The 16,455-nt window shown below is 69.0% G+C and carries 19 protein-coding genes and 1 pseudogene; 13 read left to right on the top strand and 7 right to left on the bottom strand.

The features are described 5' to 3' along the window. The first annotated feature begins 2 nt into the window (after positions 1 to 2). Both ABZ195_RS19010 and dhaL read left to right on the top strand, forming a co-directional pair. On the top strand, positions 3 to 1,049 hold the full coding sequence (locus ABZ195_RS19010) for a dihydroxyacetone kinase subunit DhaK (RefSeq protein WP_355220464.1): 1,047 nt from the start codon (positions 3 to 5) through the stop codon (positions 1,047 to 1,049). Further along, positions 1,046 to 1,687, top strand: coding sequence for a dihydroxyacetone kinase subunit DhaL (gene dhaL, locus ABZ195_RS19005; protein WP_355220462.1), 642 nt, complete (start codon positions 1,046 to 1,048; stop codon positions 1,685 to 1,687). The genes ABZ195_RS19010 and dhaL overlap by 4 nt, the downstream gene beginning before the upstream one ends. 7 nt (positions 1,688 to 1,694) lie before the next feature. Here the strand turns inward: dhaL and ABZ195_RS19000 are convergent, their stop codons facing one another. Both ABZ195_RS19000 and ABZ195_RS18995 read right to left on the bottom strand, forming a co-directional pair. Continuing rightward, on the bottom strand, positions 1,695 to 2,390 hold the full coding sequence (locus ABZ195_RS19000; protein ID WP_355220460.1) for a helix-turn-helix domain-containing protein: 696 nt from the start codon (positions 2,388 to 2,390) through the stop codon (positions 1,695 to 1,697). Next, complete coding sequence (locus ABZ195_RS18995; protein ID WP_355220458.1) at positions 2,381 to 3,466, bottom strand: substrate-binding domain-containing protein; 1,086 nt, start codon at positions 3,464 to 3,466, stop codon at positions 2,381 to 2,383. The genes ABZ195_RS19000 and ABZ195_RS18995 overlap by 10 nt, the downstream gene beginning before the upstream one ends. A gap of 212 nt (positions 3,467 to 3,678) precedes the next feature. Here ABZ195_RS18995 and ABZ195_RS18990 point away from each other — a divergent pair, with 212 nt between their 5' ends. The 7 genes from ABZ195_RS18990 to ABZ195_RS18960 all read left to right on the top strand — a co-directional run bounded on the left by ABZ195_RS18990 (position 3,679) and on the right by ABZ195_RS18960 (position 9,832). Further along, positions 3,679 to 4,734: an autoinducer 2 ABC transporter substrate-binding protein gene (locus ABZ195_RS18990; RefSeq protein WP_355220456.1), complete on the top strand. Its 1,056-nt coding sequence runs from the start codon at positions 3,679 to 3,681 to the stop codon at positions 4,732 to 4,734. Between the two features lie 31 nt (positions 4,735 to 4,765). Further along, entirely contained in the window at positions 4,766 to 6,277 is a 1,512-nt protein-coding gene (locus tag ABZ195_RS18985) for a sugar ABC transporter ATP-binding protein (RefSeq protein WP_355220454.1), read from the top strand. Further along, positions 6,274 to 7,284 (top strand): ABC transporter permease, encoded by a 1,011-nt coding sequence (locus tag ABZ195_RS18980; RefSeq protein WP_355220452.1) that lies wholly within the window; start codon positions 6,274 to 6,276, stop codon positions 7,282 to 7,284. Before ABZ195_RS18985 ends, ABZ195_RS18980 begins: the two co-directional genes overlap by 4 nt. After that, positions 7,281 to 8,363 (top strand): ABC transporter permease, encoded by a 1,083-nt coding sequence (locus tag ABZ195_RS18975; RefSeq protein ID WP_355220450.1) that lies wholly within the window; start codon positions 7,281 to 7,283, stop codon positions 8,361 to 8,363. The genes ABZ195_RS18980 and ABZ195_RS18975 overlap by 4 nt, the downstream gene beginning before the upstream one ends. 26 nt (positions 8,364 to 8,389) lie before the next feature. Next, positions 8,390 to 9,157 carry an SDR family oxidoreductase gene (locus tag ABZ195_RS18970; protein WP_355220448.1) on the top strand — a complete coding sequence of 256 codons (768 nt, stop codon included), beginning with the start codon at positions 8,390 to 8,392 and terminating at the stop codon, positions 9,155 to 9,157. 130 nt (positions 9,158 to 9,287) lie between these two features. Continuing rightward, entirely contained in the window at positions 9,288 to 9,509 is a 222-nt protein-coding gene (locus tag ABZ195_RS18965) for a hypothetical protein (protein ID WP_355220446.1), read from the top strand. 62 nt (positions 9,510 to 9,571) lie between these two features. Beyond that, complete coding sequence (locus ABZ195_RS18960; protein WP_355220444.1) at positions 9,572 to 9,832, top strand: hypothetical protein; 261 nt, start codon at positions 9,572 to 9,574, stop codon at positions 9,830 to 9,832. A 3-nt stretch (positions 9,833 to 9,835) separates the two neighbouring features. Here ABZ195_RS18960 and ABZ195_RS18955 read toward each other — a convergent pair whose 3' ends face one another. Then, on the bottom strand, positions 9,836 to 10,657 hold the full coding sequence (locus ABZ195_RS18955; protein ID WP_355220442.1) for an aminoglycoside phosphotransferase family protein: 822 nt from the start codon (positions 10,655 to 10,657) through the stop codon (positions 9,836 to 9,838). Positions 10,658 to 10,809: 152 nt separating this feature from the next. On the opposite strand from ABZ195_RS18955, the pseudogene ABZ195_RS18950 reads away from it, so the two are divergent. The 4 genes and pseudogenes from ABZ195_RS18950 to ABZ195_RS18935 form a co-directional block, all read left to right on the top strand. Further along, positions 10,810 to 11,660, top strand: a pseudogene (locus ABZ195_RS18950) (ATP-binding protein); the annotation flags it as partial. A gap of 122 nt (positions 11,661 to 11,782) precedes the next feature. Continuing rightward, positions 11,783 to 12,274: a MarR family transcriptional regulator gene (locus ABZ195_RS18945; RefSeq protein ID WP_355220440.1), complete on the top strand. Its 492-nt coding sequence runs from the start codon at positions 11,783 to 11,785 to the stop codon at positions 12,272 to 12,274. Positions 12,275 to 12,296: 22 nt separating this feature from the next. Beyond that, entirely contained in the window at positions 12,297 to 12,713 is a 417-nt protein-coding gene (locus tag ABZ195_RS18940) for a DUF5313 domain-containing protein (RefSeq protein WP_355220438.1), read from the top strand. 38 nt (positions 12,714 to 12,751) lie between these two features. Continuing rightward, the gene (locus ABZ195_RS18935) at positions 12,752 to 12,898 is read left to right on the top strand and encodes a hypothetical protein (protein WP_355220436.1); all 147 of its coding nucleotides are present in this window, start codon (positions 12,752 to 12,754) and stop codon (positions 12,896 to 12,898) included. On the opposite strand, the gene ABZ195_RS18930 is transcribed toward ABZ195_RS18935, so the two are convergent. The 4 genes from ABZ195_RS18930 to ABZ195_RS18915 are packed head-to-tail and all read right to left on the bottom strand — an operon-like array spanning position 12,895 to position 16,415. Next, positions 12,895 to 14,019 carry a spore photoproduct lyase family protein gene (locus tag ABZ195_RS18930; protein WP_355220434.1) on the bottom strand — a complete coding sequence of 375 codons (1,125 nt, stop codon included), beginning with the start codon at positions 14,017 to 14,019 and terminating at the stop codon, positions 12,895 to 12,897. The two genes, ABZ195_RS18935 and ABZ195_RS18930, sit on opposite strands and share 4 nt — an antisense overlap. Continuing rightward, the gene (locus ABZ195_RS18925) at positions 14,016 to 14,699 is read right to left on the bottom strand and encodes an alpha/beta fold hydrolase (RefSeq protein WP_355220432.1); all 684 of its coding nucleotides are present in this window, start codon (positions 14,697 to 14,699) and stop codon (positions 14,016 to 14,018) included. The genes ABZ195_RS18930 and ABZ195_RS18925 overlap by 4 nt, the downstream gene beginning before the upstream one ends. Before the next feature lie 20 nt (positions 14,700 to 14,719). Then, positions 14,720 to 15,247 (bottom strand): nuclear transport factor 2 family protein, encoded by a 528-nt coding sequence (locus ABZ195_RS18920; protein WP_355220430.1) that lies wholly within the window; start codon positions 15,245 to 15,247, stop codon positions 14,720 to 14,722. A gap of 13 nt (positions 15,248 to 15,260) precedes the next feature. After that, entirely contained in the window at positions 15,261 to 16,415 is a 1,155-nt protein-coding gene (locus tag ABZ195_RS18915; RefSeq protein WP_355220428.1) for an LLM class flavin-dependent oxidoreductase, read from the bottom strand. Between the last annotated feature and the right edge of the window lie 40 nt (positions 16,416 to 16,455).

The raw sequence follows: 16,455 nt of genomic DNA, 5'->3' as shown, positions 1-16,455 counted from the left end.
CGATGTCACCGGAGACGACAGCCCCCACGGGTCACTTCCATCCCGACGACGCGGACCCGGTCCCGCCGGCGCTACGCGGGTTCGCCCGCGCCAACGCCGCATTCGTCGAACTCCACGAGTCACCCACCTTCCTGACCGCCCGGCATCGCAACGCCCGCCGCATCGTCGGATTGGTCTCCGGCGGCGGATCGGGGCACGAGCCGCTGCACGGTGGCTTCCTCGGCGAGGGCATGCTCGACGCGGTGGCGCCGGGCAAGGTCTTCGCCTCGCCGCACAACCGGCAGGTTCTCGAGGCCAGCCGGCACGCCGCGGGCGACGGCGGCGTCGTGCACGTCGTCAAGAACTACACCGGGGATCGCATCAACTTCGGCATTGCCGCCGAGCGACTGCGGCTCGACGGCGTCGACGTGCGTCGGGTCCTCGTCGACGACGACCTCGCCACCGAGAGCGCGGACACCGCCACCGGACGCCGGGGCACCGCGGGCACCATCGTTGTCGAGAAGATCCTGGGCGCCGCGGCTGACGACGGTGCCGGCCTCGACGAGCTGGGCGACCTCGGGGAGCGCGTGGCGTCGGTCACCAGGAGCATCGCGGTGGCCTCCCGGGCGCAGACCACGATGCACGACGGGTTGCCCGCGTTCCACATCGAACCGGGTGAACTCGAATACGGCGTCGGCATCCACGGTGAGCGGGCGGTGGAGTCGGTGCCGCGTCCCGGCACACCGGACTTGGTGCGACGCATGACCGGTCAGGTGCTCGACGCGCTGCCCGCCGGGGGAGATGCGATCGTGATCGTCAACGGACTCGGCTCGGCCACGCCGCTGGAGCTCAACCTGATCTTCGAATACGCGGCGATTCAGGTCGAGGCTCGTGGCGGCCGGGTGGTCGGCAGCCTGGTGGGCACCCTCGTGCCCGCCTTGGACATGCGGGGCTTCTCGGTCACGGTCACCAGGGTCGACGACGAGTTGACGTCGCTGTGGGACGCGCCGGCGTTCACCCCGGCGTTCCCGAACCGCACCACGACGTCGACGGAAGGGAACCGGGAATGAGTGCGAACGACACTGCGGCAACCGAACTCGAGCGAGCCGTCGTCGCCGGCTTCGCCGACGCGGTCGAGCGGGCCTACGACGTGCTGACGCGGTTGGACCAGCACAGCGGTGACGGCGACTTCGGGGACAACCTGCGCGGGGGAGTCCGCATCGCCACCGAGAGGCTCGCGACCGCCTCCGGGGCGAACCAGGAGTCCCCGCTGACGGCGTTGGGCTCGGTGTTCCTCGACGACGTCGGCGGCACGTCCGGACCGCTGCTCGGACTGCTGTTCACCGAGGTTGCCGTCGCGGTGGCCGACGATCCCGGGTCTGCCAGCCGGTGGGCCACCGGGCTGGCGGCCGGCCTGGCCGCCATCACCCGCGTCGGCGAGGCCGAGGTCGGGGACCGCACGATGGTCGACGCCCTCGCGCCGGCGGTCGAAACGTTGAGTCGCACAGAGGATCTCGCTGCTGCGGCCGACGCCGCTGCGGCCGGTGCCCGAGGGACTGCCGACCTGCGGGCCCGCATGGGCCGCGCGAGCTACCTGGGGGAGCGGGCCAAGGGTGAACCCGACCCCGGTGCCATGGGAGTCGCCCTCTTCATGTGGGTGGTCGCCGGTGCGGTCACCGGGTCGGCGGTGGCGTCACCGCTGGCCTGAGTGCCGGTCAGTGGTCCCGGGTCGCGGCGCTCAGCGCGCGGGCGGCCTTGGCGATCGCGGGTTCCGGCCACTGGTTTGGCACGTGCAGCACGAGGGCGTAGCGCGTGCCCGGTACGGCACACGCGAGTTGGCGTCCGAGGAGCGCGGATCGGGACTCGTACACCTTGCGCGGACGTCGGTGGCGCAGCGCCAGACAGGTCTCGATCTCCGCGTCGGTGAGGCCCAGGTGCCGCGCGGCGGCCGTCACGGCGGCGGCCGCGTCGTCGGCGGACAGGGCCGACAGGATCGCTGGGGCACCGGCGCAGTCGGCGGCCTCGGCGCGTTGTCCCGGTCGGGGCGTCAACGGGAGCGGCAGCCTGCCGGGGTGGACGTCGACGAACACGATCTCATCGCCGAATAATCGCACCAGGGAGATGGTGTGTCCGACGAGGTCGGGGATCGTGCAGGCACGAAAGAGGCGGTGGACCAACGACTCTGGATCGGACAGGTTCGAGAGCCGGGGACCCGCGCGTAGCGCACCCGCGGCGCGTCGGGTCAGGAACCCGACGTCCTCCAACGTGGAGACCAGGTCGGCGATCGAACTCTTGGGCAGTCCCAGCAGTCCGGTGAGACCCGCGGGCGTGGTGGCGGCGCCAGAGGACACGGCGTCGAGGATGCGCGCGCCGCGGTGCACCGCCGGCGTGCGGGAGTCGCCTATCCCCATGGCTGGTAGTCCGCGGCGTTGCGGGCGTCGACCAACGTGGGCGCGAGGTAGCGCGAGGGCCGCACGACGGGCCCGCCGCCATGCAGGGCGATCCCGATGTCCATCGCCGCGCGGACGAGTGCCGCCGGATCCTGCGTCGCCGTCGCGACGATGGGACCGCCGGCGCGGATCTCGTCGACGGCGTTCCTGGCGCCGTCGACGCCGACGATCGGTACGGAGAGCTTGCGACCGCGCAACACGCGCGAAATACCAATGGCGATTTGATCGTTGGCGGCGAAGAAGCCGTCGACGGCGGGGTTGGCGCCGAGGATCTCCGTGGCGGCGCGGCGGCCCGACTTCGCGTCGAGTTCGCCATAGCTGGTGGCGACCACCTCGACGCGCGGGTGGGGGGCGATCGCGGCCATGAACCCGGCGATGCGATCGGAGTTGGCCGTGATCGCGATGCCGCCCACCACCGCGACGCGTCCTCGCCCGCCCAGTGTCGCGACCAAGGCCGAACCGGCCAGGAACCCGGCCTTCGTGTTGTCGGTCGCGACGACGGCGTCCGCGCCGCTGACCGCCGAGCCGAGGGCCACCACGGGGATGCGCGCTGCCCGTGCCTTCGCGCATGCGTCTTCGAGTCCGTCGGTGGCGACCGGCTCGACGAGGATCAAGTCGACTCCGGCGGAGACGAATTCGACGATTTGCCGGGACTGGGTGCGTCGGTCCTCCCTCGCCGCGTGCACGTGCAGCCTCGCCCCGAGACGGTCGGCCTCGATGCGGAGCGCGTCGATCTCGGCGACGAAGAAGCTCTCGCCGACCGGGTAGCTGAATCCGATGTCGCCGATCGGCAGATCGTGCGCCCGTGCCGCGGAGGCGAGTTCGTAGAGACGTGACCCCAGGGCGTACGTGCCGTCGACGCCGCGGGCGAGCAGGCCCTCGTCGGTCAGCGCGTGGCAGATGCCCATCACGCTGCTCTTGGGCAGACCGGTCCGCTGGGTTAGCTCGGCGAGTGACATCGGTCGGTCGGCGTCGCTGATCCGTTGAAGGAGGAGGGCGGCGCGACGCAGTGCGGGCACGCGTGCTTGCTCCGCCATTGGCCCACCATAAGTGATGTGGCAGTGGGGAAGACCGCGATTGGGCAGGTGAGACGACCCCTAGGCGGGTTGTTGACAAGCTCGTGAGGGCCTGCTTAGTGTGTGTTTCATCACTCGACGCTGAGTTCGATATATGAAACGCACGCGCCGGGTGTCCGCCTGCCCGGGTAGGTCTCGGGCGAGTTTCCTAGCGCAGGCCGAAGGATGAGTCGATGCCGATTTCCCAGCGTTTCGTCGGAGTGATCAGCGTGGCCTTGGCCGTGGCCATGGTCACCGGCGGCTGTACGAAGAAGAACGACGAGCCGGCGTCGTCGACGGGTGGTGGTGGCAGTTCGTCGCAGGCCGCCGCCGGCGAGAAGGTCAAGGTCGCCTTCGTTCCGAAGCTGCAGGGATCGCCCTACTTCGAGGCGATGGACACGGGCGCCAAGAAGGCCGCCGCCGACCTGGGCAACATCGACTGGCTCTACCAGGGTCCCACCTCGGCTGACGCCGCCGCGCAGGCCCAGATCGTCCGGTCGTTCATCCAGCAGAAGGTCGACGTCCTCGTCGTCGCGCCCAACGATCCCGACTCGATGGCGCCGCTGATGAAGCAGGCCCAGGACGCCGGGATCAAGGTCATGACCGCCGACACCGACGCGCCCAACTCGGTGCGCGAGGCCTTCGTCAACCAGGCCACGGCCGAGGGCATCGGCAACAAGACCGCCGAGACGCTGATGACGGCGATGGGCGGAAAGGGCAAGTGGGCCATCGTGTCCTGCGGCGAGACCGCCGAGAACCTGAACTCGTGGATCGCCGCCGAGAAGGCCTACGTGTCGGCCAAGTACCCCGAGGCCGAACTCGTGGACGTCGTCTACTCGGGTGAGGATCAAGCCAAGGGCACCCAGATGGCGACCGACCTGATGAGCGCGCACCCCGACCTCAAGGGTCTGCTGGGTCAGTGCACCACCTCGGCGGTCGGGGTCGCGCAGGCCGTGAAGGACGCCGGCAAGATCGGACAGGTCTACTCCGTGGGCATCGGCACGCCGAAGTCCATGGCGCCCTACCTGGCCGACGGATCCTCGTCCGGTTCCATTCTGTGGAACGTGGCCAACCTGGGCTACCTCACCGCCTGGGCCGGCCAGCAGCTGGCCAGCGGCAAGACCTTCGAGGCCGACAACAAGGTCAACGACGAGATGACCGACGTCAAGTGGGACGAGGCCAGCAAGACCCTGGTACTCGGCGAGCCGCTGCTGATCACCACGCAGAACGTCGGTCAGTTCGATTACTGACGCGGTCGACCCTCACCCGCGGGAGTCGCCGATGTCGCAGTCCTCGCGACTGAGTCTCACCGGGGTGGTCAAGAGCTACGGGGCGGTCAAGGCCATCCGGCACGCCGACTTCGAGGTGCGGGCCGGCGAGATCCACGCACTCGTGGGGGAGAACGGCGCCGGAAAGTCGACGTTGATCAAGATCGTCGCCGGTGCCACGACGCCCGACGCCGGCAGCGTCACCTACGACGGCGAACCGGTGACGATCGCGTCGACCAACGACGCCATCGCTCTGGGCATCGCCACGGTCTACCAAGAGCCCCAGCTGTTCAGCGAACTCACCGTCGCCGAGAACGTGTTCATCGGCCGGGAGATGGTCACCCGCGGCCGCGTCGACTGGGCGGCCCAGAACGAGAAGGTCGTCGACCTGCTCCAGGCGCTCGGGCTGCCCGCCAGGCTGTCGACCGCCGTGGTGGGAGACCTCTCGGTCGCGACCCAGCAGCAGGTCTCCATCGCCAAGGCGCTGGCGGGCAAGTGCGGAGTGCTCATCCTCGACGAACCGTCGGCCATCTTGACCGACGCCGAGATCGAGGTGCTCTTCCAGATCATCCGCCGCCTGGCCGACGACGGCGTGGCGATCGTCTACATCTCCCACCGGCTCGACGAAATCGTCAAGATCGCCGACCGGGTCACCGTGATGCGCGACGGAAGCACCATCGGGACGCACCCCCTCGCGGACATGTCGGTGCGTCGCATCGCCGAACTGATGGTGGGAGAAGCACTTTCCGAGCACTCCGCTCCCCGGACGGCGCCCGACGGTGAGCCGGTGCTGGAACTGAAGTCACTCGCGCGAGCCGGTTCCTTCCACGACGTGAGCCTGCAGTTGCGGTCGGGTGAGATCCTCGGCCTCTACGGACTGGTCGGCTCCGGCGTCGCGGAGATCGCCGCCTGCATCTACGGACTCGACAAGGCCAGCGCGGGCGACATCGTGATCGAGGGGCGGGCCGTGGCGCCCCGCTCACCCCGCGAAGCCGCCGAGGCGGGCATCGCGCTGCTGCCTGCCAATCGCAAGACCGAGGGAATGTTCTCCTTTCAGTCCATCGCCTTCAACGTGTCGATCGGTCATCTGCGGAAATTCTCATGGGGCCGGGCGTTCGTCGACCGGCGGCGGGAGCGCACGACCGTCAAGGACCTGATGACGCGACTCGCGGTCCGGGCGTCCGACGAGAACCAGAACGTCGGGGACCTCTCCGGCGGCAATGCCCAAAAGGTCATGCTGGCACGTCAACTCGTCGAGCGGCCCACGCTGTTGCTGCTGGCCGAACCGACCCAGGGCGTGGACATCGGGGCCAAGGAGGAGATCCACCGCATCATCACCGATCTCGCCGACAACGGCACGGCCGTGCTCGTCGTCACCTCCGATCTGCAGGAGGCGCTGCGCATCGCCGACCGACTGCTGGTGATCCGCGCGGGGACGATCGCCGCGGAGTTCGGGCCCGACGCCCGCCAAGTCGACGTCCTGGCCGCGGCTGCCGGCGACCGTGAAGGGACGGCGACCGCGTGACCACCTCGACCGACCCGACCGCCACCGACGTCAAGACCCGTGGGCGGGTGCTTCCACCGCCGGTGACGTCCGCGGAGATCGCACTGGTCGCCGTCATCGTCGTGCTGTGGATCGGCTTGGCGTTCGCGACGCCGGCGTTCCTCAGCGCGGGATCCATCGTCCCACTGCTGGTCGAGATGTCACCGGTGGCACTGATCGGCATCGGCATGACCTTCATCATCATCACCGGTGGAATCGACGTCTCGGTCGGCGGCGCGATCATGGTCTGCTCGGTGATCACCGGCAAGCTGATGCGTGACCACGGACTACCGGTGTGGTGGTGCCTCGTCGTGGCCATTGGAACGGGGGCGGTGCTGGGCCTGGTCAACGGTGCGCTCATCGCCTACGGCCGCGTGCACGCCATCATCATCACCTTCGGCACCGCGAACCTGTTCCTCTTCGTGGGTCTGCAGATCTTCGCCTCTCAACCCATCTCGGGCATGCCGAACACCCTGTCGTGGTTCGGACGCGGCGCCGACGGCCGAACCTTCGCCGTCCCACACAGTTTCGCCATCACGGTCGTCCTGGCCGGGATCGCCTGGTGGTATCTGCGGCACACGCCCGGCGGCCGGCACTTCTTCGGCGTGGGCGGCGACCCGGTGGCCGCCCGGCTGGCCGGGATCAGGGTGCAGCGGCGCATCCTCGTCGCCTACGTGATCACCGGTCTGCTCGTCGGTTTGGCGTCGATCTTCACTCTGGCCAAGGGCACCTCCAACCTCGACCAGTCCGTCGGTTCGGGCCAGGAGCTCGCGGTGATCGCCGCCGTGGTCATCGGTGGAACGTCGATCATGGGCGGTCGCGGTTCGGTACTCGGTACGGTGCTGGGTGCACTGCTCGTGCAGACGGTGAAATCCGGTGTCACGCAACTGGGGTGGCCCTCGCAGCTCTCCGACCTCTTCGTGGGCATCTTCATCGTCGTCGCGGTGGGAACCGACCTCGTCCGCCGACGTGCCAGGAGGGACCCATGAGCGTCGAGACACCCGCCTCCGTCGAGCAGAAGCCCGCGTCTCGGCGCCGCGCCGATCGCCTCCTCGAGGCGCTCCTGACCCAGCGCATCGTCCTGCTCGCCGTGCTCATCGTCGTCGTGGTGGCGTGGCTGTCCTATCTGAGCGCCAACGGCTACCTCTCCGGCGACTACGACTTCGACTACATGTCGGCCACGCTCATCGACGCGGTTCCGTTGGCGCTGCTGGGATTCGCCGAGCTGGTCGTCATCGTGTCGGGTCGCGGCGGGATCGACCTTTCGGTCGGCGCGATGGTGTCGTTGGTGGGCATGATCTTCGGCTTCGCCTACGGCAAGTGGGGCTGGCCGCTGCTGGCCGCCGTCCTGCTGGCGGTCGTCGTCGGCGCGCTGCTGGGAGCGGTCAACGGTTTCCTGGTCGCGCGCATCGGCTTTCCCGCGCTGATCGCCACGTTGGCAACGTATTACGCGTACAAGTCGATCGCACTGGTCGTCAACGACCAGAAGCCGATCAACAGCCCGCAGATTCAGGATCTGTACACCCTCACCGGGTCGGTGAGCGTTCCCGTCATCGGCGACTACGTGCCCGACGTTCCGCTGGGAGTGTTCACGTTCCTGGTTCCGGTGCTGGTGGTGTTGTGGCTGGCGTTGGGTCGCGGCACCTTTGGTCGCCGGCTCTACGGAGTCGGCACCAATGACGTCGCCGCACGCTGGGCCGGCGTCGACGTGCCCGGCACCCGGATGCGCGCCTACGTCACGTCCGGGGTGCTGTCCGGTCTGGTGGCGGTCTACATCACCGCCGAATTCGCCTCGGCGCGGCCCGATTCGGGGACCGCGGGCAACGGCTTGGCTCTGCCCGCGATCACCATCGCCGTCCTCGGCGGCGTGGCGATCACCGGTGGCGTCGGACGCCTGGCCGGCGTACTCCTGGCCACCCTCCTCGTCGTGTGGCTCAACGCCGGCATCATCCTGTACTTCGAGGGCAACACCGGCACCCAGTTCCAGTTGCTGGCCCTCGGCGTCGTGCTCATCGTGGCCGCGCTGCTGAACGGCCTGACGACGCGGCGATTCCGCGGCGGCGACTAGACCCGCCAAGAAATGGAGAAGAAGACATGACCGTTCTCGACGCGTTCTCGCTGACCGGCAAGCGCGCGCTGGTCACCGGTGGCAATCGCGGCCTCGGGTTGGCGTTCGTTCGCGGACTCGCCGAGGCGGGGGCCGACGTCGTCTTCGTCTCGCGCGACGGCGAACGCAACGCCGCTGCCGTCGCTGCCCTCGCCGAGGACGGCCTGACCGTCGCGGCGTTCGAGGTCGACATCACCGCCCAGGACGGTCCGGACGCGGCGATCGAGGGCGCGGTGCAACGCCTGGGCGGACTGGACCTGTTGCTCAACAACGCCGGTCTGGCGATCCACAAGCCGGCGTTGGAGATCAGTGACGACGAGTGGGACCTGGTCTTCGACGTGAACACCAGGTCGTTATGGCGGCTGAGCCAACGCGCGGCGGCCTACATGAAGGACCACGGCGGCGGCAACATCCTCAACGTGGGCTCGATCAGCTCGCTGATCGTCAACCGGCCGCAGATGCAACCGTCGTACAACGCGTCCAAGGCCGCGGTGCACCAACTGACCAAGTCGCTGGCCGCGGAGTGGGCGCCCTACGGCATCAGGGTCAACGCCATCGCTCCCGGCTACGTCAAGACCGAGATGGCGCCGGTCGACAAGCCCGAGTTCCGGCAGCACTGGATCGAGGACGCCCCGATGAAGCGGTACGCGCTGCCCGAGGAGATTGCGCCGACGGTGGTCTACATGGCGTCGGACGCTTCGGCGTTCATGACGGGCTCGGTGGTCGTCATCGACGGCGGCTACACCCTCTACTGACCCCGGACGACGTTGCCCTGACGGGCCCGACGAACTCCTTCGGCGGAGTGCGTTTGAGATGCTCCCAAATGTGGAACCTGCTTACCTAGGGTAACGAATTGTTGCTCGACGACTCTAGGAGAACACAGACATGAAGCTGTTCGCAGTCATCGGAGGAAGTGCCGCTCTCACCGCCGCCGCCATCGGGGTCGCGGTTCTGCAGGGTCCCGCGAGCACGGGATCCGTCGCGGGTGACATGGAGACCGGGGTGACCATGACGCAGACCTCGAACGCACCGACGCAGCTGTCGGTCGCACCCCAGATCACCGGTCCGGCCGCGTTGCCGCCCGAGGAGCAGGGCCTCCCCGGCTGATGTGACCGCGATGCCGCCAAAGGTCTTGCGTGACAGCGGTCGCGGCAGGTAGGCAGGTACGCATGGGTGCGTCAGACGACACGACGGTCTTCGGTCAGCAGTTCCAGACCCCGGACGGCGCCACCGTGATTCCCGTGTCCAACCCCGTCGGCGTATTCGTGGTCAAGGACGGCGTACCCGTGTGGGCGCCCGCAGACGACGGCACGCGTGTCGCGCTCGCAGGCATCCTCGTCGGTCTGGTCGCGACGATCTTCGTCGGCGTGGCCATGATCCGCAGACCGCCGTGGCCGCAACTTCACGGAACCGTCTCCAAGACCTTCTAGGTCTCAGTCCTGCACGGCCTTCGCAATCGCGACGTATCTGGTGAGCTCGTCCGACGCGGTGGCACCGCCCTCGATGACGCGCACCGCTCGGTGCATCACCTGAACCGTGGTCCACGCACGGGCGCGCGCCTCGTCGAAGCCCGCCGCGTCGACCAGGGCGTGGAAGCGGGTGCGTACTCCGGCGCGGACATTGCCCTCCAGTTCGTCCCACCGATGCCACAGCATGGGGGCCATCTCGGCGTGCGGGTCACCGTTGACGGGCTGGGGTCCGATCGCCAACCACGGCTCCCGTTCGCCTGCGATCAGCTTGCGGTAGTGCAGATTGCCGTGCAGCAGCACGTCGGCGCCGCGGATCGAGACGAGGTCGCGCCCAGTGGTGACCGCCTGCTCGACCAGGCGACGCGGCACCGGTGCGCTGCGCGGCAGCTTCTCGAAGTCCTCGATCCACCGCTCGACATCGCTTGTCAGGGAACGCAATTGCGGCAGTGCCGCCACGTGGAGGCGCCGGTAGGAGTCGGCCACCAGCTCACAGGCCTCGACGTCCCACAGCGAGTCGAGATTCTGCGTCCCCAACCTCTCCAGCAGCAGCGCCCGACGATGCGGGTCGGCCCGCAGCAGGCGGACGGCACCCACCCCGCCCCAGCGACGTAGGGCGAGGTGCTCGTGGTCGGACCCGCCGGCGACGGCGATCTTCAGCACGGCGGGCGCACCATCGGACGTGCGGACGAACGTCGCGGTCGAGGCCGATCCGTGGGTCACGGGCCCGTCCTCGGTGAGCTCCCACTCGTCGAGCTGGTGGCGGACGCCAGGCGGTAGGTCGGTCACCACCGAATGGTGGCACGCCTCGACGGGAGGAATTCGCTGCCTCCCACCGGTTCGTGACTGGACCGTCGAACCGGCGGCCAGGGGTTAGCCAGGACACGGACCGTCGCTACGATCGGCAGGCACGGGAGACACTCCAACCAGACGCGGTGATGATGTCGGCCAAGATTCTGCGCGGACGCGCCGCTGAGTCCGCGACGCTGAGGGAATTGCTGACCCGCGTGGGATCCGCCGAGAGTCGGGTGCTGGTCCTGCGAGGCGAGGCGGGAGTCGGCAAGTCGGCGCTGCTCGACGTCGTCGTCGACGAGGCCAAGGGCTTTGGGCTGGTTCAGGTTTCCGGTGTCGAATCCGACATGGAGCTGGCGCACGCGGGGTTGCAGCCGCGCAACGTGTCCGCCGCCGAATTGGCCGGTGGGTTCGGCACCTCGCTGCGGCGGACCTCCGCCAGTCAGATCGAGGACGGCTTCCTCCGGCGCATCGAGGTGCTGCCCGCGTCGACGCGTCGGCTGCTCCTGGTCGCGGCCGCCGAGCCGGTGGGTGACGCGGCGCTGTTCCTCCGGGCCGCAGCGGGACTGGGGATTCCGGTCGACGCGCTGGCTCCGGCCGAGGCGGATGGGGTGATCGATTCGGCAAGCGCATGCATTTTCAACACCCGTTGATGCGGTCGGCGGTCTACCGCGCGGCCGATCTGACCGAGCGTCGCGAGATTCATCGGGTGCTGGCCGACGCGACCGACCCGAACGCGGCCCCGGACCGGCGTGCGTGGCACGCGGCGAATGCGGCCTCGGGTCCCGACGATGTCGTCGCCGCCGACCTGGAGACCTCGGCGGCGCGGGCCCTGAGCCGCGGCGGTGTGTCGGCGGTGGCCACCTTCCTGGAGCGCGCGGCGGTGTTGACCTCGGATCCGGTGCTGCGCGGCGCCAGGGCCATCGCCGCAGCGCACGCCAAGCGGGAGGCGGGCGCGCCGGAGGCAGCCTACGAGCTGCTCGCGATCGCCGAGCTGGGACCGGCCACCCATGGTGTACCGGTGACCACGGGTTGCCCGAGGATCTGCATCACCGCTCGCCTTGCTCGACCGTGCGTGAGGTCACATAGTTAGTGCCCTAACTATTAGCGTACGATTCAACCATGACCTCACCGGCCGTCGTGGACACCGACCCCCTGGCGCTCGAACGCCAGGTTTGCTTCGCGCTGGCCGTCACCAACCGAGCCGTCCTCGCCGTCTACCGACCCCTGCTGGACCCGCTGGGCCTGACCCATCCGCAGTACCTCGTCATGCTCGCGCTGTGGGATCACCAGAAGTCGGCGCCGCGCGGCAGCGCGGCCATGTCGGTCAAGCAGATCGCCACGGCGCTTCAACTCGATTCGGCCACGTTGTCCCCGATGCTCAAGCGGCTCGAGGCGCTCGGCATGGTGACCCGACGCAAGAGTGCGACCGACGAGCGCGCCACCGACGTCGAGTTGACCGCCGCCGGTTCCGAGTTGCGCTCGCGTGCAATGGAGATCCCGCCCGCCGTCGTCTCTCGCCTCGGGGTGGACCTTCCCGAACTCGAAGAACTGCACCGCGCATTGACGCGGATCAACGCCGCCGCCTTGGCGGCGGGCGCCCTGGACGCCTGAACCCAACGATGGGAGTGTCACCATGACCGCCGAACGACCCACACCGTGGCAGTACGTCACCTATTCCTACGGGCGTCGCCTGCCGTCGTCGATGCGCAACTGGGTGGCCGAGGATCTCGCTGGCGAGGGAGCGGTGCGGCGTCACATGGTGCGCATGGCCATCCCTCCGCTACTGGTGCTGGCGCCACTGTGGCTACTGCCCGCCTCGCTCTACGTGCATCTGGAGATGACCGCTCCGATCTACATCTGGGCGATCCTGATGTCGCTGGCCCTGAACAAGGTGTGGCGGCGCCACCGCCTGGTGCAGCACGATCTCGACCCGACCCTCGTCGATGCGATCAAGCGCCGCAAGGACGCCCGGCTGCACGACGATTACGCCGCTCGTTTCGGCCCGCGCCCGGAGTCGGCGAAGTGGCAGTCCAACAGCAGTCCCTTCTAGACGCGGTTGAAAGCCGTCGCACGGGGCAACCGACGATCATGACCAGTGATCGAGGGCAGACCGACGACCAGACCGGACAGCAGTCCGAGGCGACCGATCCGCCACCCGGACCGACCGACCAGGGCCGCAGCGGCGGCATGGCCACCCGCGAGGTGGCCCCCGACGTCGTGAAGCGGAAACCCTAGGTCCAGTACAACATTCGGGCCTCGGGCAGTGTCTGGGCGACCTCGGACTCGAACCACGACCGTAGTTCGGTCATCGTGGACTTTGGATAGACGTACTTGGCGGCGCCGTACTTGCCGAACTTCCGCGTGCGCTGCCCTTCGTCCATCTCGAGCTTGGTGCGGGGGTACCACCCCAACAGCACGTCCTTGCTCGTCTCGGTGAAGCGGTGCGTGATGCACTCCACCGTCATGTCCACACGCGGGGCGTCGGCAACCGCGTCGGCGACTTGGCGCAACAGTGAGCCGTAGGCGTCGCGCCAGCCCGGCACCGGCATGATCGGGGCGATGGTGAGCCCCACCCGGTAACCGTGGCCCGCCAACTCCCGCAGGGCCGAGATGCGTCGGGGCAGGCGGGCCGTTCCGCCTTCGAATCGGTCGGCGATCTCGGCGGCGTTGACCGAGACCCGAACCCGTGTGCGGCCGCCGTGCGGCAGATTCAGCAGCGGCGCCACGTCGTCGTACTTGGTGGTGAACCGCAATCCGACCGGTCCCGGCCAGTCATGAGTCCCGACATGGGCGATCGTCGACGACAAGGACCCCGTGAGGTGTTCCAGAGCCAACGGATCGGTGTAGCAGGAGGCCTCGAACGTGGTGCCCTCCGAGGCCCGCTCAGTCGAGGCGGAGGTGACCGTTCCGTGGCCGACCTTCTCATCCATGCCGCCAAGGATCTCGGGAAGGTTGGCGTACACCCTGGTGATCGGTGGGCCGGACAGCGAGCCGGCCAGATAGCAGTACTGACAATGGCCCGGGCATCCCTCCGCCAGGTCGACGCGCCAGTCGGCGCTCGGCGGTATCGGCTGCAGTCGACGCTTGCTTGGCGGCGCGACCACCACGGCGAGGGTGCGCTTGGCCAGGGCGTACGTTGCGCGGTCGTCGCCGGCGCGCAGGGGCGGGAGACGGTCGCCGGAGAGCACCTCGACGCGGTCCACGCCGGCGGCCTCGCAGCGAGCGATGATCTGCGCACCGTGCGGCAGTTCGGCGGCCGACCGGGTCACCAGCACCCGGGTCGGGATCCAGCGTATGGGGGTGGCGGTTGGGCTCGTGGTCGCCGTCGCGTCCCCGTCGCGGGCGTCCGGGGTCAACGACCCGCCGCCACGGCGATTCGTTCGGCCACCTCGCGAGTCACCTCGGCGGTCCCTGGGTCGCGCGACGGCACGTATCGGTCGTCGGCCGCGTCGTAGGCGGCACCCGCGATCGAGCCGTAGTCGGCGGCGAGTTCGACCACCTCCGCGGGCCATCCGACGTCACCGAGTCGCGTGGCGAAGGCGATCGAGACGGTGATGGGGACGACGTCGTCGTGCAGGCCGTGCAGCAGCGTGAACGCACCGGTCGGTGCGCCGCCGAGTCCGTCGTCGAGACGACCGCCCGAGATGGGGTCGACGGCAGTGAACGCGCCGGCGAGGCAGACGGTGTGGCGTACCTGCAGTCCGGCGACGTGGGGGTTGATCGTGAGGCCCGCCGCGGCGAGGCCGCCCATCGACCATCCGACCACGACCAGATCGTTCGCGTCGGCGGCCTGAGCGCGGGCGAAGGCCGCCGATTCGAGCAGGTCCGCCCGCCCGCCGTCGGCGGCATGGGAGTTCCAGTCGGGGACCACCACGGCGAGCCGATGTGCCGCGATGGCCTCGGCCAGCGGACCCAGGGCGGCTTTGGAGTCGGTCTGCATGCCATGCCACAGCAAGACCGCGGGGTCCGACGGGGAGCCGAACAGATCGGCCGACCGTCCCGGTGCGTACTCGACGGTGGCCGTGGCATTCGTCATGCCCTCGGGTGTTCCCCGGTTCAGCCGGAGCCAAGCAGCGAGAAGAATTGGTGGGACGGGTCGTTCGCGTCGGGGGTGCCGCGCAGCGTGCCCCGGGTCATGGGATGGTCGAGCCGGACCGGTGACGGGTCGTCGACGCGGGCCCAGTCGGTGACGATCGACCGTTCGACGAAACCCCATGAGCCGTCGCGTCGTTCGTACTTGTCGAGGTATCGTCCGCCGACGGTGACGTCGACGTCGCGGTCGCCCGAGATCAGGGTGTGGATGGCGATCGAGTAGACCTCGCCCTCGGCGACGTCGCCGCGGACGGCGAAGTTCGCCGTGGTGACGTGGTGCTGCATCGACCGCAGATGGGGACGCGCCGCGGCGAGCCGGGCGACGAACTCGTCGACCGAACCTCCCGAGAACGAGCCGTGGGAGTCCACCGCGTCGCGGTGATAGAGGCTGCGCACCAGCTCGAGGTCACCCCGGTCGACGGCGCGGCAGTAGCGGTCGACCAGCCGACGGAGCTGGTGCTCGTCGAGCATCTCCTGCAGCTGCGGATCCATCGGTGACCCGGTGTCAGCCCTGTTTGGCGGCTTGTTCGGCCGCGTGGTCCTCGATCGCCTTGCCGATCGCGTGGGCGGCGCGGTCCATGAACTCGGTGCCGCTGGCCAGCACCCAGTCTCGCGAGGCCGCGGGCGCGGTGAGCTGACCGGTGAAGCGAGGCATCACGTACTGGGCGAACAGCTCGTAGCTCCGGAGCTTGGCGGCCGGTGGCGCCCAGTCATGGTCGAAGAGTAGGAATGCCCCGAAACCACCGTCACTGGCCTCGACGAGCTCGGAGATCTTGGCCACGGCGTCCTCGGGCGTGCCGATCACCGCGAAGCCGGACTGCCGGTTGTTCTCGAGGATCTCGGCGACCGTGTCGCCCTGCACCGGGCCGGCCGGCAACAGATGCTTGAAGTACTGGGAGAACTCCACGATGCCGTGCTCGACGTCGCGTTCGGCTTGCTCCCGGGTCTCCGCCAGGTGCATGGGGCCCACCAGACGCCACTTCGACCGGTCCGCCACGTGACCGTGCTCCAAGGCGACTTTCTCCCACGTCTTCCAGTGCTGCGCAAGCAAGTCCATGCCCTGGCGCGCGGTGGCGGCGATCGACAGCATGCCCACGCCGTGCTTGCCCGCACCGCGCGGCCCGGTGGGTGAGAACGACGCGGCGACCGCGATGTCGAAGCACGGCTCGGTGTAGGGCCTCAACTGCAGGCGGGCGTCCTCACACGTGAAGCCGTCGGTGTGCATGGTGACCGTCTCGCCGCGGAGCAGCCTGGTGATCGCCTCGAGGCTCTGTTCCATGCGGGGGCGCTGCGCATCGGCGGGGATGCCGAGCATGTGCGCGTCTGAGGTGAGCTGTCCCGGCCCGCACCCCAGCATCACCCTTCCGCGGGTGAGGTGGTCCAGCAGCACCATGCGGTCGGCCAGCATCAGCGGATGGTGGTAGGGCAGGGAGCTGACGCCGGTGCCGAGCTTGATGTGCTTGGTCCGTTCGGCGGCAACCCCGATGAAGACCTCGGGGGAGGAGATGATCTCGAAACCGGCGGAGTGATGTTCGCCGATCCACGCCTCGGCGAATCCGAGGCGGTCCATCTCGACGATCAGGTCGAGGTCCCGCTCGATCGCGAGGGTGGGGTTCTGCCCGACCGGATGGAAGGGAGCCATGAAGTTTCCGAAGCGCATCGGCCCATTCTCGCCCGCGCCGACGCGCCTCACGTGCGAT

The sequence above is a fragment of the Mycobacterium sp. NPDC006124 genome (assembly GCF_040614235.1).
Taxonomy (GTDB): domain Bacteria; phylum Actinomycetota; class Actinomycetes; order Mycobacteriales; family Mycobacteriaceae; genus Mycobacterium.
This window is presented reverse-complemented; position numbering and strand designations above follow the sequence as displayed.

Excerpts from the sequence above, each read along its gene's own strand:
- ABZ195_RS18960 (WP_355220444.1), top strand. The coding sequence starts at position 9,572 with ATGGGTGCGTCAGACGACACGACGGTCTTCGGTCAGCAGTTCCAGACC.
- ABZ195_RS19010 (WP_355220464.1), top strand. The coding sequence starts at position 3 with ATGTCACCGGAGACGACAGCCCCCACGGGTCACTTCCATCCCGACGAC.
- ABZ195_RS18975 (WP_355220450.1), top strand. The coding sequence starts at position 7,281 with ATGAGCGTCGAGACACCCGCCTCCGTCGAGCAGAAGCCCGCGTCTCGG.
- ABZ195_RS18925 (WP_355220432.1), bottom strand. The coding sequence starts at position 14,699 with ATGACGAATGCCACGGCCACCGTCGAGTACGCACCGGGACGGTCGGCC.
- dhaL (WP_355220462.1), top strand. The coding sequence starts at position 1,046 with ATGAGTGCGAACGACACTGCGGCAACCGAACTCGAGCGAGCCGTCGTC.
- ABZ195_RS18935 (WP_355220436.1), top strand. The coding sequence starts at position 12,752 with ATGACCAGTGATCGAGGGCAGACCGACGACCAGACCGGACAGCAGTCC.
- ABZ195_RS18965 (WP_355220446.1), top strand. The coding sequence starts at position 9,288 with ATGAAGCTGTTCGCAGTCATCGGAGGAAGTGCCGCTCTCACCGCCGCC.
- ABZ195_RS18915 (WP_355220428.1), bottom strand. The coding sequence starts at position 16,415 with ATGCGCTTCGGAAACTTCATGGCTCCCTTCCATCCGGTCGGGCAGAAC.
- ABZ195_RS18985 (WP_355220454.1), top strand. The coding sequence starts at position 4,766 with ATGTCGCAGTCCTCGCGACTGAGTCTCACCGGGGTGGTCAAGAGCTAC.
- ABZ195_RS19000 (WP_355220460.1), bottom strand. The coding sequence starts at position 2,390 with ATGGGGATAGGCGACTCCCGCACGCCGGCGGTGCACCGCGGCGCGCGC.
- ABZ195_RS18990 (WP_355220456.1), top strand. The coding sequence starts at position 3,679 with ATGCCGATTTCCCAGCGTTTCGTCGGAGTGATCAGCGTGGCCTTGGCC.
- ABZ195_RS18970 (WP_355220448.1), top strand. The coding sequence starts at position 8,390 with ATGACCGTTCTCGACGCGTTCTCGCTGACCGGCAAGCGCGCGCTGGTC.
- ABZ195_RS18995 (WP_355220458.1), bottom strand. The coding sequence starts at position 3,466 with ATGGCGGAGCAAGCACGCGTGCCCGCACTGCGTCGCGCCGCCCTCCTC.
- ABZ195_RS18920 (WP_355220430.1), bottom strand. The coding sequence starts at position 15,247 with ATGGATCCGCAGCTGCAGGAGATGCTCGACGAGCACCAGCTCCGTCGG.
- ABZ195_RS18940 (WP_355220438.1), top strand. The coding sequence starts at position 12,297 with ATGACCGCCGAACGACCCACACCGTGGCAGTACGTCACCTATTCCTAC.
- ABZ195_RS18945 (WP_355220440.1), top strand. The coding sequence starts at position 11,783 with ATGACCTCACCGGCCGTCGTGGACACCGACCCCCTGGCGCTCGAACGC.